The organism is Rickettsia philipii str. 364D, from assembly GCF_000283995.1.
Taxonomy (GTDB): domain Bacteria; phylum Pseudomonadota; class Alphaproteobacteria; order Rickettsiales; family Rickettsiaceae; genus Rickettsia; species Rickettsia rickettsii.
Window position 1 is genome coordinate 570,371 of the sequence record NC_016930.1, and the last position, 15,111, is coordinate 585,481.

Below are 15,111 nucleotides of genomic sequence, written 5' to 3' on the forward strand. Positions count from 1 at the left end.
AAAACAATCATGGAAAATATAGGAACAATATTAAGGCTTGCTGAGGACAAAATCTTATTAGTACAAAACTTAAAAGCTCTGCAAGAATATAAAGTAGAATTTTTAGGCAAGAACGGTATAGTGACCGGTGAGCTTAAAAAATTAGGTAGTTTAAATGAACAGGAACGTAAAGAATTTGGCTTAAAAATCAATAAATTAAAAGATAAAATACAGAATATAATAAAAGCAAAAGCAGAAATTTTAGAGGAGCAGGAACTAAATTTTAAACTTGCTGCCGATAAAATTGATTTAACAATCCCTGCACGGAGATATAAACAAGGTTCTATTCATCCAATAACACAATGTAGTGAGGAATTAATACAAGTATTTTCGCAGTTTGGTTTTACTATAGAAAACGGACCGAATATCGAGAATGATTTTCATAATTTTACCGCTCTCAATTTTGAAGATGATCATCCCGCAAGGCAAATGCATGATACTTTTTATTTGAAAAGTCAGGAAAATAATAAGCCGCTGTTATTACGTACTCATACCTCAACAGTGCAGATTAGAGCTATGAAAAACGGCAAACCGCCTTTTAGGTTTATAGCACCGGGTAGGACTTATAGATCGGATTCGGATATGACGCATACGCCAATGTTCCACCAAATAGAAGGGCTTGTTATGGATAAAAATATCAATATGGGACATTTAAAATATGTTATCACGACATTTATAAAAAGCTTTTTTGAAAATTCTAATATTGAATTACGTTTTAGACCCAGCTTTTTCCCATTTACCGAACCTTCTGCCGAAGTTGATATTCGGATGAATAAAAACGATAAATGGCTTGAGGTCCTCGGTTGCGGGATGGTTCATCCAAATGTGCTTAAAAATGTTGGTATCGATAGCAGCGAGTATCAAGGTTTTGCTTTTGGGCTTGGAGTAGAGCGTTTTGCAATGTTAAAATATAATATCAAAGATTTAAGACAATTTTTTGAAGGAGATATGCGTTGGCTTAAACATTATAATTTTGGGAGCTTTGATATACCGAATTTAGCAGGCGGGCTTACGAAATGAAATTTACGTTATCATGGTTAAAACAATTTTTAGAGACATCGGCTTCAGTTACTGAAATTGCCGAAGCCCTAACAGCTATTGGCCTTGAAGTGGAAGAGGTGATAGATAAAGCAGCGGAATTACAAAAGTTTGAAGTAGCATATATTACAAATATTAAACCTCACCCGTCAGCTGATAAATTAAAGCTTTGTGATGTTGAGACTAAAAGCGGTATGTTGCAAATAGTTTGTGGTGCGCGTAATGCAAGAGCAGGTATAAAAGTAGTACTTGCAAATATCGGAATAGAAATACCAAACGGTAAATTTAAGATTAAGGAATCTGTTATTAGAGGCGAAAAAAGCTGTGGTATGCTTTGCTCTGAAGAGGAATTACTGCTAGCTTCAGAGTCTGAAGGGATTATAGAGCTATCTGAAGATGCCGTAGTTGGAGAGAATTTTACTAAATATTACGGTTTAGATGATCCTATATTTGTTATTAATGTTACTCCTAATCGTGGTGATGCACTTGGAGTTTACGGCATCGCAAGAGATTTAGCAGCTAAAGGAATAGGCATACTTAAAGAGCTAGAAATTTCGGCAATAAAGAGTACATTTATTTCTAAAATGAAGCTTAACGTGCAAGATAAGGAAGCCTGTCCGTTATTTACTTTTAGAGAGATAAGAAATTTAAAAAATAAACCAAGCCCTGATTGGTTACGGAAATTATTAAAAAATGTTGGGGTAAAAACTATTTCAAGCTTAGTGGATGTAACAAATTATATTTCCTATAGCTTTGGGCAGCCGATGCATTCTTACGATGCAGATAGGATAAAAGGGGGAATTACTGTAGCACGTCATTGCGAGAAGCGTAGCGACGAAGCAATCTCAGGACAACAAAATGAGATTGCCACGGCTGCTTTGCAGCCTCGCAATGACGTAGCTAAATGCCACGCCCTAAACGGCAAAGAATATTTACTTACAGAAAATGATTTAGTTATAAAAGATGAAAGCGGTATTCAAGGTCTGGCCGGTGTCATTGGCGGGGCTGATAGTAGTTGTACTGATAGTACGACTAATATAATACTCGAGGCTGCTTGTTTTAATGCTAAAATGGTTGCAGCTAGCGGGCGAAGGTTCCAAATTGATACGGATGCTAGATATCGTAATGAGCGTAATATCGATAGAAATTTTACGGAAAAGGCTTTGGATATAGCAACTAATCTTATTTTGTCAATATGCGGAAACGGTGAAGTATCGGAAGTAGTGAAAGTCGGTGAAAAAGAGTCACAAAAAAAACCTTTAGATTTTTCAGCATGTTATTTAGAAAAAATTACAGGAATTAAACTAAATATCAAAGCGATAGAAGCCATATTACATAAACTAGGATTTATTACGGATGTTAAAGGTGATATTATAAAGGTAATAGCTCCTTCTTGGCGTCACGATATAACTATTTTAGAAGATATAGCTGAAGAAATCGCTCGTATTTACGGCTATGATAAAATAGAGAGTATAAAATTACCTGAACTAGACCAAGATAATAATAAGCTAAGAGAGCATAAAAGAATATCTAGTTTTAAAAGGATATTAGCAAGCAAAGGTTATGATGAGGTAGTAACTAACTCTTTTATGAGTAGTGAAGATGCAAAGTTGTTTGCTGAATTAAAAGAAGAGTTATTTTTGCTTAATCCTATTAGCATAGGAGAAAATTATATGCGTCCTACTATACTGCCGAATTTGTTAAGTATAGTAAGTAAAAATCTAGCACGCTCTATAAAAGATATGGCTTTTTTTGAAGTTGGACCAAGTTTTATAGATTTAAATACGGAAGCAACTTATTTGACGGCAATTATAAGCGGTTCATATAATAATAAAAACCCTCATTCGCTTGGACGAGGCTATGATGTTTTTGATCTTAAAGGCGATTTAGAGTTGGTAGCTGATTATGCAGGACTATCTATAGATAAATGTATAGCAACAAATTGGACAGCATTGCCACAATATTATCATCCAACTAGAGCAGTAAATATAGGGCTTGGTAAAAATTTATTAGGTCATTTTGGGCAGATACACCCTAAAATCTTGAAATATTACGATATTAATCAGGAAATATTTGCATTCGAGCTAAATATTACGAATTTGCCGTTGATCAAAGCTAAATTTGGTAAAAGAGACGAATTTGCAGTATCGGATTTCCAAGCTAATGTTAGAGATTACGCATTTATTGTTGGTCAAGATCATAGAGTCGGTGAAATAATAGCATATATAAATAATTTTAATAAAAAGCTTATCAAATCAGTTATATTATTTGATATTTATAGCGGTGATAAATTACCTGAAGGTAAAAAATCTATAGCGGTTAAAATAGAGCTACAAGCAGATGATCGGACGTTATCTGATACTGATTTAAATTCGTTCAGTAAAGATTTAGTTGCTGCCATCTCACAAAAATTTCAAGGAACATTAAGAGAATAACAATATGTTAAAATTAATAGTTGAAACAAAAACATTAGTTCAGTCCCTAGGGTTTGCAAGTTCCGTTGTTGAAAAACGTAATGTCATACCTGAATATGCAAACATTAAATTATCGGCACAAGACGGCAATCTAGAGCTTAGTGCTACTAATATGGATTTGTACTTAAGTCAAAAAATAGCAGTACAGGTAGTAAGTGAAGGTGAATGTACCGTTTCTACGAAAACTCTAAATGATATAGTCCGAAAACTTCCGGATTCCGAGCTTACATTAACAGATCTCGGTACAACGGGACTTGAGATCAAAGGAAAAAATTGTAAATTTAATTTATTTACTTTGCCGGTTAGTTCTTTTCCTGCAATGGATAGTATTAATCCTGAAGCAAGTTTTAAAATTTCCTGCACGGATTTTGCTAAAATAATCGAATCGACAAAATTTTCGATTTCTTTAGATGAAACTCGTTATAATTTAAACGGTGTTTATTTACACATAAAAGACAAAGAGTTTTGTTCGGCAAGTACCGATGGGCATAGACTTTCGATTTCATGGGTAACATTAGAAAAACAAATAAAGAATTTTGGAGTTATATTACCCCAAAAAAGTGCAGAGGAAATTTTAAAAATCGTTAAAGATCCTAAAAATATAAATGAAGATATAGAAATTTTATTAAATAGCAATAAGATTAAATTTATATGTAACGAAAATACTATTATGCTATCAAAGCTTATAGACGGTACTTTCCCTGATTATAGTACTTTTATTCCGGAAAGCAGCAGCTCAAAATTAGTAATTAATCGAAAAATGTTTGCAGATAGTATAGAAAGGATAGCGATAATAACCGTTGAAAAATTTAGAGCAGTAAAATTATCGTTATCTCGTGAAACCTTAGAGATTAGTGCTGTCGGTGAAGCAAGAGGCAACGCAAAAGAGGTTATTAATTCTTCACAAGATAAGGAAAGTTTTTATGAATATAATAGTGATGAGTCTTTAGCTATAGGCTTTAACCCGCAATATTTGGAAGATGTCTTAAAAGCAGTGAAATCGGATTTAGTAGAACTATATTTTTCAGATGTTTCAGCACCGGTACTTATTAAATTTCCTGAGAATCCTAAAGATATTTTTGTCGTCATGCCTGTTAAGGTGTAAGTGTTATGAGAACCGGAATATATAAGCATTACAAAGAAAAATTATATCAAGTTATAGATACTGCAAAACATACTGAAACTTTGCAAGAGTTATATGATAATTTCCAGCTTCTGGGTAAGGCCGCTTGAAATGTTTAACAAAAAGGTTTTATTACACGGCAAAAATATTCCACGTTTTGAATTTATTGCTGAGAAATAATTAAATCTGCCCTATGTCATTCCCGCATAGGCGGGCATCGAGTGGGTTTTTTTGAGCCATATAACAATGCCAAAGAACGGTGGGAAGAAATAATTTTTGACTAATAGCTAAAGCTTCTCTATTATTTCCCTCAAGCACACTAATTAAATATTGGTTATGAAGAAAATTATCGGATTATTTTTTGTAATTATACTTAGTGCAATAAGTACTAGTATCTTAGCGGGTGATTATCCAAAAACAGAACGAGAGCAGAAATGGGACGAAGTAGGTTCTATAGCAGGTGAAGAAGGATTAGTTTTTAGACCGGGTAGGGTTAAGAATGAATCTACTAAAGCTATAGGAGGTTCAGTTAATAAATATCTCTGGCAAGCAGCATTAGAGACTATAAGTGTTGCTCCTCTTGCATCAGCCGACTCAAACGGCGGCGTGATTATTACGGAATGGTATAGCCCACGTTCTAATCCTAATTTTCGATTTAAAATAAATATATTTATTAAAGACGATGTAATCAGCCCTGATTCAATCGAAGTGAAAGTATTTGAAGAAATGCTTAAAAATAAACAATGGGTACTTAATGAAAACACCTCAAATCTTGCTATCACGCTTGAAGATAAAATTTTAAGAAAAGCTAGAGAGATATATATTAATAGTGTGAGGTAATAACAGTATTGCCGTCATTGCGAGGAAATTACGGAGTAATTGACAAAGCAATCTCAGGATATTTGATGAGATTGCCGTGCAGTCTACGACTGCTCACAATGACAATGCAGTATATAAATTAAAAAAATATGAACCAAATAGAACAAAAATGGCAGTACATTTGGCAAGAAGAAAAAGCTTTTGAGGTATCAAACGCGAGTAGCAAGCCAAAATATTACGTACTTGAAATGCTGCCTTATCCTTCCGGTAAAATCCATGTAGGTCACGTACGCAACTATTCTATAGGTGATGTTATTGCAAGGTTTATGACTATGCAAGGTTTTAATGTACTTCATCCGATGGGTTGGGATGCTTTTGGGCTACCTGCCGAAAATGCCGCAATAAACAATAATTCTCACCCAAAAAAATGGACATATTCTAATATCAAGAATATGAAAAAGCAGCTAAAATCTATGGGCTTTTCTTATGATTGGTCTAGAGAGATAAATAGTTGCGATCCTGAGTATTATAAACATGAGCAGAAATTCTTTTTAGAGCTTTATGAACGAAATCTTGCTTATCAAAAAGAATCATTTGTTAATTGGGATCCGGTTGATAATACCGTGCTTGCGAATGAACAAGTTGTAGAAGGGCGTGGTTGGCGTTCAGGTGCAATAGTTGCAAAACGTTATTTAAAGCAATGGTTCTTAAAAATTACCGATTATGCTGAAGAATTATTAAACGAAATTCAGAATTTAAAAGAGTGGCCTGAAGCTGTTCGGTCTATGCAAGAGAAATGGATAGGTAAATCGATAGGTGCTAATTTTCATTTCAAAATTAAGGATAATGAAGAGACTACTATAGAAGTATTCTCAACCAAACCTGAAACCATTTTTGGTGCTAGCTTTATAGGAATTGCCTTTAATCATCCGATAATAGAGCGGTTAGTTTCTAAAACACCTGAAATACTCGCTTTTATAACTCAATGCTCGCATATTACAAGAAGTAGCAAACTAGAAAAGGCTGAAAAGGAAGGTGTATTTACCGGTCTTTTTGTTACTCATCCTTTCGATTCAAATATAGTTTTACCGGTTATTATTACTAATTTTGTGCTAATGGATTATGGCACTGGTGCAATATTTGGTTGCCCTGCTCATGACGAATGTGACCATGAATTAGCTGTTAAAATGAATTTATCTATTAAACAAGTAATTAAAGCAGATATGGATGTACAAAAGATCGCTTATACGGAAGATGGAATTTTAATTAATTCGGATTTTCTAAACGGCTTAACTAGTAACGAAGCAAAACAAGAAGTCATCAGAGAATTTGAGAAACTAGGCATAGGTAAACGCAGCGTAAATTATCGTCTAAAAGATTGGGGGATTTCAAGGCAGCGCTTTTGGGGATGTCCTATTCCTATGATTCACTGCGAAATTTGTGGCATAGTGCCCGTACCTTACAAAGACTTACCCGTTACTTTACCTGATGATGTCAATTTTGACGGTCACGGTAATCCGCTTGATCATCATCCTAGTTGGAAACATGTTAATTGTCCGAAATGCGATAAGCCGGCTGTGCGTGAAACCGATACTTTTGATACATTTTTTGAATCATCTTGGTATTTTACGAGATATTGCAATAGCAATGCTACAGAGATGACTGATAAAAAAGCTTGTGATTACTGGCTACCGGTTGATAAATATATAGGCGGCATTGAACATGCGGTAATGCATTTATTATATGCAAGGTTTTTTACAAAAGTAATGAACGAACAGAATTACGTAAGCGTTCAAGAGCCTTTTAAAGGTCTATTTACTCAAGGTATGGTGCTGCATGCCACTTACAAAGATGAACATAATAATTGGTTATATCCTGAAGAAGTAGTTAAAAAGGGTAATGAATTTTTTCATAAAGAAAGCAATAATAGAGTAGTGCAGGGACGCATTGAAAAGATGAGTAAGTCTAAAAAGAATCTCATCGATCTTGAGACAATGCAAGAGCAATATGGGGCAGATGCTATTAGGCTTTTTGTACTGTCCGATAGTCCGCCTGAGAAAGATCTAGAATGGTCGGCAAGCGGTATTGAAGGCTGCTCACGTTTTATTAATAAGCTTGAGTATATGTTTAAGGCGATAGATTCTTTAAAAGATGATGTGAATAGCGAGGTTAATAAAGAGCTTAATAGGTTAGTACATTTTACAATAAAGCACGTCGCCGAAGATATAAAGCATTTTGCCCTAAACAGAGCAATAGCACGTATGCGTGAGCTTTCTAATTCTATATCTGCTGAAATATCCAAAGATAAAATTGATGTTAAAACCGTAAGGCATGGCTTTAATGTTTTAGTACAGCTACTAAATCCTTTTATCCCGCATATTACGGAAGAAATTTGGCAAAAGCTTGGCAATAAAGAGCGATTATATAATTTGTCTTTTCCTGCATTTGATGAATCAATGCTAGAGTTAGATACATATATTATGGCAGTGCAGGTTAACGGCAAACTCCGTGATACCTATGAGTTTAAAACTTCCGTAAGTGAAGATGAAATAAAGCAAGTTACCGTCAGTCTGCCAAAGGTACAAAAGTTCTTAGAAGGGAAAGAGCCGAAGAAGATTATCCTTGTTCCTCGTAAAATTGTGAATATACTCGTTTAATTTGGACAATTGGCTACGTCGTTTTGGTAAGTCTTCGGATGCTCACGTATTAAGTATATGCTCCGCTCCTCGGCTTACAGATTCCTTGCTCTTTCCAAATTAAGCTGCGTCTATCTACTTTTCATTTATCAGAAGTATATTATTTTTTGAATCTGTCATCCCGCGACTTGATCGTGGGATCTAGTTTAAAATACTAAAATTATTAGTACTTTAAGTTGTTTTTAAATACCGTGGTCAAGCCGCAGTATGACACCTAAGTATACTTTTATTGTATTACCTACCATACTAACCCAAAAAAAAGTAGTAGTATGACCTAAAACTACCGCCTTATGTTTATCTAATGAAGAGTCATAATGCTGCTTCGTCTCATTTATAAAATTACTGCAATTATTATGGTAAGTACCTTTTGAAGCACCCTTATAACTCTGATAAGATGAAGTTTCATAATGTCCCTTCTCTAAGGTAATAGTAAATATTGTTTATTAGCATTAATACTTTATCTATTATATAATTAGCTGCCTACCAAAATGCGGCAAAACCGCCATCAATACTTAAAGTGTCTTCTTCTGTTTCACAAGTTATAATCCTAGGATAACAGAGGTTTGCTATACTATCTAGACTTAGATTTAAATCTGACTCTGAATCTAGCACGTCTATTTTTTTTCTATTAGTCATAAAAATCCCCTTTTAGTTACTAATTAATTAAACTTTTTGTATAACTTGCGTCTAAGGGTAAATTTGTATGTCAATCCGGTACTCACATCCTTACGTATTTTTATATACGCTGCGGTGGCAAGTGTTTCCATGTTTTCTTCAAATTCTTTCTTATTAGCTACATTATGCAATAAGTCTATTGTAGGCTCAGTAATTTAAAAAAATCAATTAGCTACTAATAGACTGTCTGTAATAAATTTTAACCGGTAATTTAATTTTTGTTGCTGTAAATTATAAGATTTTTTTGAAATAGGAACTGCTATTTCTCCAAAAATCTTCAATTATTAATGAAAATTTATTACAGATAGACTATTAAATAGTGCGCCTGATTTTATACCTGAAGTCAATAAATGGTATTAATAAATTAATGCATGAAAATATCAATTTCATTCCAACCGATAAGGTCTAAATTAGCTCTTATCGGTAAAAAACGGAAAATATCTTGGGCAAGTTCATACCTATTTTCTTTAAGTAGCATTTTTTGTAAAATATCTTTTAACTGATGCAAATAAAGCACATCTTTTGCTGCATATTCTTTTTGTTCTGAAGATAAATTATCCGCACCCCAATAGGAAGATTGTTGTTGTTTTGAAATATTTATATTAAGCAATTCTCGGCACAAATCCTTAAGCCCATGACTATCGGTATAAGTTCTAACTAGTTTTGAAGATATTTTAGTACAAAAGATATTTTCTAAATCTATACTTAAATATTTTTTTATGGATGCTAGATCAAATCTAGCAAAATGAAATATCTTACATCTAGTTTTATCTAGTAATAATGCTTTTACATTAGGAGCTGTATAATCTTGATTTGTAAAATGAACAAGATGAGCTTCACCATTGCCATTACTAAATTGTAGCAAACATAGTTTATCTCTATGGAGATTTAGTCCCATTGTTTCGGTATCTATAGCTAGATCTCCTTCAAGTGTAAAATTATTAGGTAGGTCGTTTTGATAAATTTTTATAGTCATAAATGATTTTTAATTCCTTTGAATCAATAATGTTGTTGTGCGGATCGAAAAACGCGTTCTGTGTCATACCGTGGCTTGACCACGGTATAAAAAAAATTACAAAAGACTGGATCCCGCGATCAAGTCGCGGGATGACAACAAAGTTTTGTTATTGGTGATTAAACACCTGCTCATTTGGAGCAGCTACTCCTAAAACTTTCTTTGCTTGTTCTTCTAACATATCTTTATTTAGAGATTCCGTTCGCAGTAATTTGACGTTATGCTCAAGTTCTACTCTTTCTGCTCGTAAGCCTTTTAGTTCATCATAAGCTTTTTCAAGCTGCCTATTTACTTTTAAATATGCAATAATCCCTTTGTTACCATATATGCAATGAAAAACAAAATATCCAAGCAGTAAAGCTAAAAAGATATTTAAAATTATTTTTTTAGAATGATTATTTAAATGTATTATCATAAATATATATTCATAAGAAATAATATCAGAGCGGTTAAAATAATACTATCAAATCTGTCTAGCACTCCTCCATGACCGGGTATTATATGACCGCTATCTTTAATATTAAATTTTCGCTTAAAATATGAAATAAATAAATCACTTAATTGAGCTATTAATGCTAATATACAACTAATTATAAACAAATAAATTTTATTTGAAAAATAGTAATTTTCAATATGAAAGTTTGGTATAAAACTAACTAATACCGCAACTAAACCTGCTGATAATACTCCCGTCACTAAACCGCTCCAGGTTTTGTTAGGACTAAGTTTCGGAGCAAGTTTTGCTCCTTTAAAAGTTTTGCCGCCAATCATAGCGAAAGTATCTACCGACCACATTATGCAAAAATAAAGCATAATAAGCCATCTATTGGTATCTGCCATACTTAAAAATATTAATAGGCTTATAGGAATCGGAATAATAATTAGCCCGATTAATAGATCAGGAATAGAAGAGTAGGTCATATTATACCATTCACTTAACATTCCCGTACCTACTAATATCATTAGAATATAGAATAAAGGCTTACACCATAATATAGCTATGACAAATAACGGAACTAAAACTATACCGGACAGGATTCTTAAATATATGTTTGATTTTTGTTTATCTTTTACCAAATGTTCTTTTCCTTTTTGAGTAATCATTTATAGCTTCTTGTATATCATATTTATTAAAATCAGGCCAATATTTGGGTGAGAAATATAATTCAGCATAAGCTGCTTGCCAAAGCAAGAAATTACTGATGCGATAAACCCCGCCCGGTCTTATTAATAAATCTACATCCGGCATTTCAGGATCATATAAAGCGTGTTGTATATCGCTGTCACTTACTGCTTTTTTACCGCTTGTAATAATTTTTGTGCAGGCATCAACTATTTCTTGACGACTTCCATAACTAAAAGCTATACAAAGCGTTATTTTATTATTATTTTTTGTTAATTCTATAGCATTATTTATTTGTTTTTGCAATGAGCTACTTAATAAAGTCAGCCTACCTATTACTTTTATTTTAACGCCGTTTTTATGTAAATTATTTAATTCGGTTTTTAAATAAATACTTAATAATTTTATTAAGAAATCTACTTCCGTGCTTGAGCGTTGCCAATTTTCGGAAGAGAAAGTATATAAAGTTATATAAGGTATGTTAAGGTTAAGAAACTCAGGCAGTAATTCACGAATTTTATCGGCTCCTGCTTTATGCCCTTCAGATTTTGTTAAGTTATGCTGATCTGCCCAACGAGCATTACCGTCCATTATTATTGCTAAATGTTTTATGTTAGTCATTATTTTATATTTTAGATGTTGCTGCATGGATCGATTTTTCCGTCATTGCAAGCGACTAAAAGGAGCGTGGCAATTTCATGAAACAATATAAAATTTCTGAGATTGTCACGCCCTCGGCTTTGCCTATCCTTGTAATGACGATTTGGCATCTACACGGGAATGACATCGGTAGTCATATTTTAGGTATTTCGATTCTTACCGATAGCCCGCCTAAATCCTTGCTATCTTCTAAATAAATAGAGCCTTTATGATCGTTTATTATTTCTTTAGTAATAGCAAGCCCAAGCCCTACGTTACTTGCATTATCAAGCTGTCTTGCTTTATCCGATCTATAAAACGGTTTAAATACAAGGTGTGTTTCCGTATCATCTATACCGGGACCGTTATCCTCAATAATTATAGCTACGGTAGATGAATTATCTTTTGAGGATATCTTAATTTTAGTTCCATATTTTATAGCGTTACCGATTAAATTAGACAAGGCTCTTTCAAAAGAATGCGGCTTAATGCATACTTCTAGTTTATCTAAATTAGTAGATTTTATAAATTCAATATTTACATGTGACCATTTGTTAAAAAAACGTTCCATCCAAGGTAATAATAAAATGTCTTCAAATTCTTCTGTACTTTCACCTTTAGCAAAATCTAAATAAGAATTTATCATTTGCTGCATAGTTAATATATCTTGTTTTAACCCTTCGATTTCTTCGCTTTCTTCCATCAATTCAAGTTGTAGCTTCATTCTTGTTAAAGGAGTTCTCAGGTCATGAGAAATCATAGCAAGCATAGTGGTTTTTTTAGTAATTTGTTTTTCAATACGAGCTTTCATTTTTAAAAAAGCAAGCCCTGCTTTTCTTATTTCTAAGGCTCCTGAAGGTTTGAAATTTTTGCCTTTTAAAACACCTCGACCAAATTTATCCATGCTATCCGCAAGAGTGAGTATTGATTTAATTTGATTTTTGGAGAAAATAATAGAAACAGAAAGTAATATAACAGTTAAAGATATAATCCATAAAACAAATATATATACTGTAGGATTAAGTAGTAACTTTGCAGGAAAAGTAATATATAATACTCCATCTTTTAATTCTAAAAATACTTCAATTTTATTTTCCTTATTTAGTTTAACTATATTTTTTTCATGGATTTTTGTAGCTAAAATATTTTTGAATATAGTTAAAGGTTCACCTAATTTAGGCTGTTTTATAGATAACTTTTTATTAAGCTGAAACTGATAAGATAAATTAAGATAATTTTCCGATAAATGGGTTATCTCTCTTGAATTATTTCTATGTTCTTTAATCAATGATTCTATTTCATTGATAATAATAGTACTAGTATAATATGAAACATTATACCAATGACGATCGTAAAACAAAAATATAGCAACGATTTGTCCTATTAAAATCGGAATGATTATAATAAACATAAACCGTACAAATAATGTTCTTGGTAAAGCATATTTCAAAGAGCTTGATACAAGCGAATTTTTCAAGATTCGTCTGTGCTCACGTATTGTTATATGCTGTGTAGGCTCGCTTTTAAATTCATCTTGTCTGAAGCTCTTTGAAATATGCTGTAATAATTTAGATATAAAGTGCATAGCCCTCATTACGCACAGTTTTTAAATATTTCGGCTCTTTTGGGTTGTCTTCTATTTTGCTTCTTATTCTTGTAATTTGTACATCGATAGAACGCATACTAAGCCCTCCCATTATTTTTGACAGTTCAAAACGACTAGTAGATTTACCGGAATTTTTTATTAATATCTCAAGTAATTTTTGTTCAGTAGAGCTAAGAGATACAATTTGATTATTCTTGGTAAATTCTTTTGTATCGGAATTATAAAAATTATTGCCGAATTTAATTATATTCGTTTCTTTTTTAAAGTTATTATAATTATTGATTAAGTTATTTATCCGAAGTAATAATTCTCTCGGTTCAAAAGGTTTAGTTATATAATCAGAGGCACCGGCTTCAAGTCCTTTAACACGGTCATCGGCTTCCGATAAAGCAGTAAGCATAACTATAGGAATATTATTACCGGCATCCCTTATAGTAGTAGCAAAATCAAGCCCTGTTATTTCAGGTAACATAACATCTAAAATAATTAAATCATAATTAGAAGTTTTTAATAGATTTTTAGCTTCTATGACTGAGCTTGCCGTTGATACTAAAAACGCGTTTTTATTTAAAAATTGCTTTAAAAGTGCTAATATTCTGCTATCATCATCAACGATTAAAATATGTGCTTTGTATGTATGCATACTCGTTTAATTTAAAAAAATTGTATTTCACTATTGTCATCCCGTGGCTTGACCACGGGATCTTATTTCGTAGGTTGTGTTCTGAGATCCTGAGATCAAGTCGCGGTATGACGTTAAATACTACTGGATTCCCGCTTTCGTAGGAATGACATAGGAACTACGGCCGTATAGCTCATGACGATTGACAATACTTTAATATAAATATAGATTAATGACAATGGTAAAACTAGAGCAAATTTTTTGGCATGTTTGGATTAACGGTGATTTAGTTCCTTATCAATTTGCAAGGATTCATGTTTTGACTCATAGCCTGCATTATTCAGGATCGGTATTTGAGGGTGAGAGAGCTTATAATGGCAAAGTTTTTAAACTAAAAGAACATACGGCAAGATTAATAAAATCAGCAGAAGCATTAGGTTTGAAAGTACCTTATAATGTAGACGAGATAATAAAAGCTCATGAACGTGTAATAAAACAAAATAATATTAAGGATGCATATATAAGACCGCTTATTTGGTGCGGAGATGAGTCGCTAAATATCACTAATCAGTATTTATCTACTAATCTTTTGATTGCCGGTATTCCATCTATGCCGAGGTCTTTTGAGAAAGGTATAAATTTGCATGTAAGCCGCTGGCGTAAAGCAATGCCTGATAGCACCCCGGTACAATCTAAATCCGCCGCTCAATATAATATGGCAATAACGAGTAAAAAAGAAGCTAAGGCTCTTGGCTATGAGGATGCATTATTACTTGATTATGAAGGATATATTGCTGAATGCACTACAACAAATATTTTCTTTGTTAAAGATAAAATATTATATACTCCAATTGCCGATAGGTTTTTAAACGGTATAACAAGACAGACTATTATTGAAATTGCAAAAGATTTAGGTCTAGAAGTAAAAGAAGAGCGTTTAAAATTAGAGCAAATAGAGGATTTTACCGGATGTTTTGTTACAGGCACGGCAATTGAGGTACAAAATATTGATTCTATAGATCTTGGCAATAAAAAGATTATTTTTGATGATCATAAAATTGCAGATCGTTTGAAAGAAGAGTATAGGCGTGTTGTTAGGGAGTAGAAGAAACGTCATTGTGAGGAGGTATTGCCTGTGTATGGATACTGAGTCGTCATTGCGAGCAGTCGTAGACTGCGTGGTAATCCTATGAAATAATAACAAACTCCTGAGATTGCTTAGTCGAATTACTACGTAATTCT

The 15,111-nt window shown here is 33.0% G+C and carries 15 protein-coding genes and 1 pseudogene; 8 read left to right on the forward strand and 8 right to left on the reverse strand.

Translation table 11 applies throughout. From position 1 onward, the window contains the following. Positions 1-9: 9 nt before the first annotated feature. The 7 genes from pheS (at position 10) to leuS (ending at position 8,150) form a co-directional block, all read left to right on the forward strand. A complete protein-coding gene (pheS, locus tag RSA_RS02935) occupies positions 10-1,059 on the forward strand; it encodes a phenylalanine--tRNA ligase subunit alpha (RefSeq protein WP_012150774.1) in 1,050 nt (349 codons plus the stop codon). Beyond that, the gene (gene pheT / locus RSA_RS02940; protein WP_014364685.1) at positions 1,056-3,512 is read left to right on the forward strand and encodes a phenylalanine--tRNA ligase subunit beta; all 2,457 of its coding nucleotides are present in this window, start codon (positions 1,056-1,058) and stop codon (positions 3,510-3,512) included. The genes pheS and pheT overlap by 4 nt, the downstream gene beginning before the upstream one ends. 4 nt (positions 3,513-3,516) lie before the next feature. Then, the gene (gene dnaN / locus RSA_RS02945; RefSeq protein ID WP_014364686.1) at positions 3,517-4,656 is read left to right on the forward strand and encodes a DNA polymerase III subunit beta; all 1,140 of its coding nucleotides are present in this window, start codon (positions 3,517-3,519) and stop codon (positions 4,654-4,656) included. 5 nt (positions 4,657-4,661) lie between these two features. Then, positions 4,662-4,784: a DUF1653 domain-containing protein gene (locus RSA_RS09995; protein ID WP_012262374.1), complete on the forward strand. Its 123-nt coding sequence runs from the start codon at positions 4,662-4,664 to the stop codon at positions 4,782-4,784. 1 nt (position 4,785) lies between these two features. Beyond that, positions 4,786-4,854 (forward strand): hypothetical protein, encoded by a 69-nt coding sequence (locus tag RSA_RS10000; RefSeq protein ID WP_250637617.1) that lies wholly within the window; start codon positions 4,786-4,788, stop codon positions 4,852-4,854. Between the two features lie 156 nt (positions 4,855-5,010). Further along, the gene (locus tag RSA_RS02955) at positions 5,011-5,514 is read left to right on the forward strand and encodes a DUF3576 domain-containing protein (RefSeq protein ID WP_012150777.1); all 504 of its coding nucleotides are present in this window, start codon (positions 5,011-5,013) and stop codon (positions 5,512-5,514) included. A 128-nt stretch (positions 5,515-5,642) separates the two neighbouring features. Further along, positions 5,643-8,150, forward strand: coding sequence for a leucine--tRNA ligase (leuS, locus tag RSA_RS02960; protein WP_014364687.1), 2,508 nt, complete (start codon positions 5,643-5,645; stop codon positions 8,148-8,150). Here the strand turns inward: leuS and RSA_RS10240 are convergent. From RSA_RS10240 to RSA_RS02990, 8 genes and pseudogenes are all read right to left on the reverse strand, one after another. After that, a pseudogene (locus RSA_RS10240) lies at positions 8,147-8,243 on the reverse strand (palindromic element RPE5 domain-containing protein); the annotation flags it as partial. The gene leuS and the pseudogene RSA_RS10240 sit on opposite strands and share 4 nt — an antisense overlap. Positions 8,244-8,669: 426 nt before the next feature. Continuing rightward, positions 8,670-8,825 (reverse strand): hypothetical protein, encoded by a 156-nt coding sequence (locus RSA_RS08885; protein WP_014362340.1) that lies wholly within the window; start codon positions 8,823-8,825, stop codon positions 8,670-8,672. Between the two features lie 403 nt (positions 8,826-9,228). Further along, positions 9,229-9,840 (reverse strand): ribonuclease D, encoded by a 612-nt coding sequence (locus RSA_RS02965; protein ID WP_012150780.1) that lies wholly within the window; start codon positions 9,838-9,840, stop codon positions 9,229-9,231. A 148-nt stretch (positions 9,841-9,988) separates the two neighbouring features. Further along, on the reverse strand, positions 9,989-10,294 hold the full coding sequence (locus RSA_RS02970) for an FtsB family cell division protein (protein ID WP_012150781.1): 306 nt from the start codon (positions 10,292-10,294) through the stop codon (positions 9,989-9,991). Next, positions 10,291-10,983: a phosphatidate cytidylyltransferase gene (locus tag RSA_RS02975; protein ID WP_014364688.1), complete on the reverse strand. Its 693-nt coding sequence runs from the start codon at positions 10,981-10,983 to the stop codon at positions 10,291-10,293. Before RSA_RS02975 ends, RSA_RS02970 begins: the two co-directional genes overlap by 4 nt. Next, a complete protein-coding gene (gene uppS, locus RSA_RS02980; RefSeq protein ID WP_010977222.1) occupies positions 10,943-11,650 on the reverse strand; it encodes a polyprenyl diphosphate synthase in 708 nt (235 codons plus the stop codon). Before uppS ends, RSA_RS02975 begins: the two co-directional genes overlap by 41 nt. A gap of 145 nt (positions 11,651-11,795) precedes the next feature. After that, positions 11,796-13,226, reverse strand: a complete 1,431-nt coding sequence (locus tag RSA_RS02985; protein WP_014364689.1) for a palindromic element RPE3 domain-containing protein — start codon at positions 13,224-13,226, stop codon at positions 11,796-11,798. Then, positions 13,210-13,890, reverse strand: coding sequence for a response regulator transcription factor (locus tag RSA_RS02990; RefSeq protein WP_012150784.1), 681 nt, complete (start codon positions 13,888-13,890; stop codon positions 13,210-13,212). Before RSA_RS02990 ends, RSA_RS02985 begins: the two co-directional genes overlap by 17 nt. A gap of 211 nt (positions 13,891-14,101) precedes the next feature. Between RSA_RS02990 and RSA_RS02995 the strand changes: the two genes are divergently transcribed. Further along, complete coding sequence (locus RSA_RS02995; RefSeq protein ID WP_012150785.1) at positions 14,102-14,974, forward strand: branched-chain amino acid transaminase; 873 nt, start codon at positions 14,102-14,104, stop codon at positions 14,972-14,974. Positions 14,975-15,111: the final 137 nt, after the last annotated feature.

Coding starts and splice junctions, on each gene's coding strand:
- pheS (WP_012150774.1), top strand. CDS start 10: ATGGAAAATATAGGAACAATATTAAGGCTTGCTGAGGACAAAATCTTA.
- pheT (WP_014364685.1), top strand. CDS start 1,056: ATGAAATTTACGTTATCATGGTTAAAACAATTTTTAGAGACATCGGCT.
- dnaN (WP_014364686.1), top strand. CDS start 3,517: ATGTTAAAATTAATAGTTGAAACAAAAACATTAGTTCAGTCCCTAGGG.
- RSA_RS09995 (WP_012262374.1), top strand. CDS start 4,662: ATGAGAACCGGAATATATAAGCATTACAAAGAAAAATTATATCAAGTT.
- RSA_RS02955 (WP_012150777.1), top strand. CDS start 5,011: ATGAAGAAAATTATCGGATTATTTTTTGTAATTATACTTAGTGCAATA.
- leuS (WP_014364687.1), top strand. CDS start 5,643: ATGAACCAAATAGAACAAAAATGGCAGTACATTTGGCAAGAAGAAAAA.
- RSA_RS08885 (WP_014362340.1), bottom strand. CDS start 8,825: ATGACTAATAGAAAAAAAATAGACGTGCTAGATTCAGAGTCAGATTTA.
- RSA_RS02965 (WP_012150780.1), bottom strand. CDS start 9,840: ATGACTATAAAAATTTATCAAAACGACCTACCTAATAATTTTACACTT.
- RSA_RS02970 (WP_012150781.1), bottom strand. CDS start 10,294: ATGATAATACATTTAAATAATCATTCTAAAAAAATAATTTTAAATATC.
- RSA_RS02975 (WP_014364688.1), bottom strand. CDS start 10,983: ATGATTACTCAAAAAGGAAAAGAACATTTGGTAAAAGATAAACAAAAA.
- uppS (WP_010977222.1), bottom strand. CDS start 11,650: ATGCAGCAACATCTAAAATATAAAATAATGACTAACATAAAACATTTA.
- RSA_RS02985 (WP_014364689.1), bottom strand. CDS start 13,226: ATGCACTTTATATCTAAATTATTACAGCATATTTCAAAGAGCTTCAGA.
- RSA_RS02990 (WP_012150784.1), bottom strand. CDS start 13,890: ATGCATACATACAAAGCACATATTTTAATCGTTGATGATGATAGCAGA.
- RSA_RS02995 (WP_012150785.1), top strand. CDS start 14,102: ATGACAATGGTAAAACTAGAGCAAATTTTTTGGCATGTTTGGATTAAC.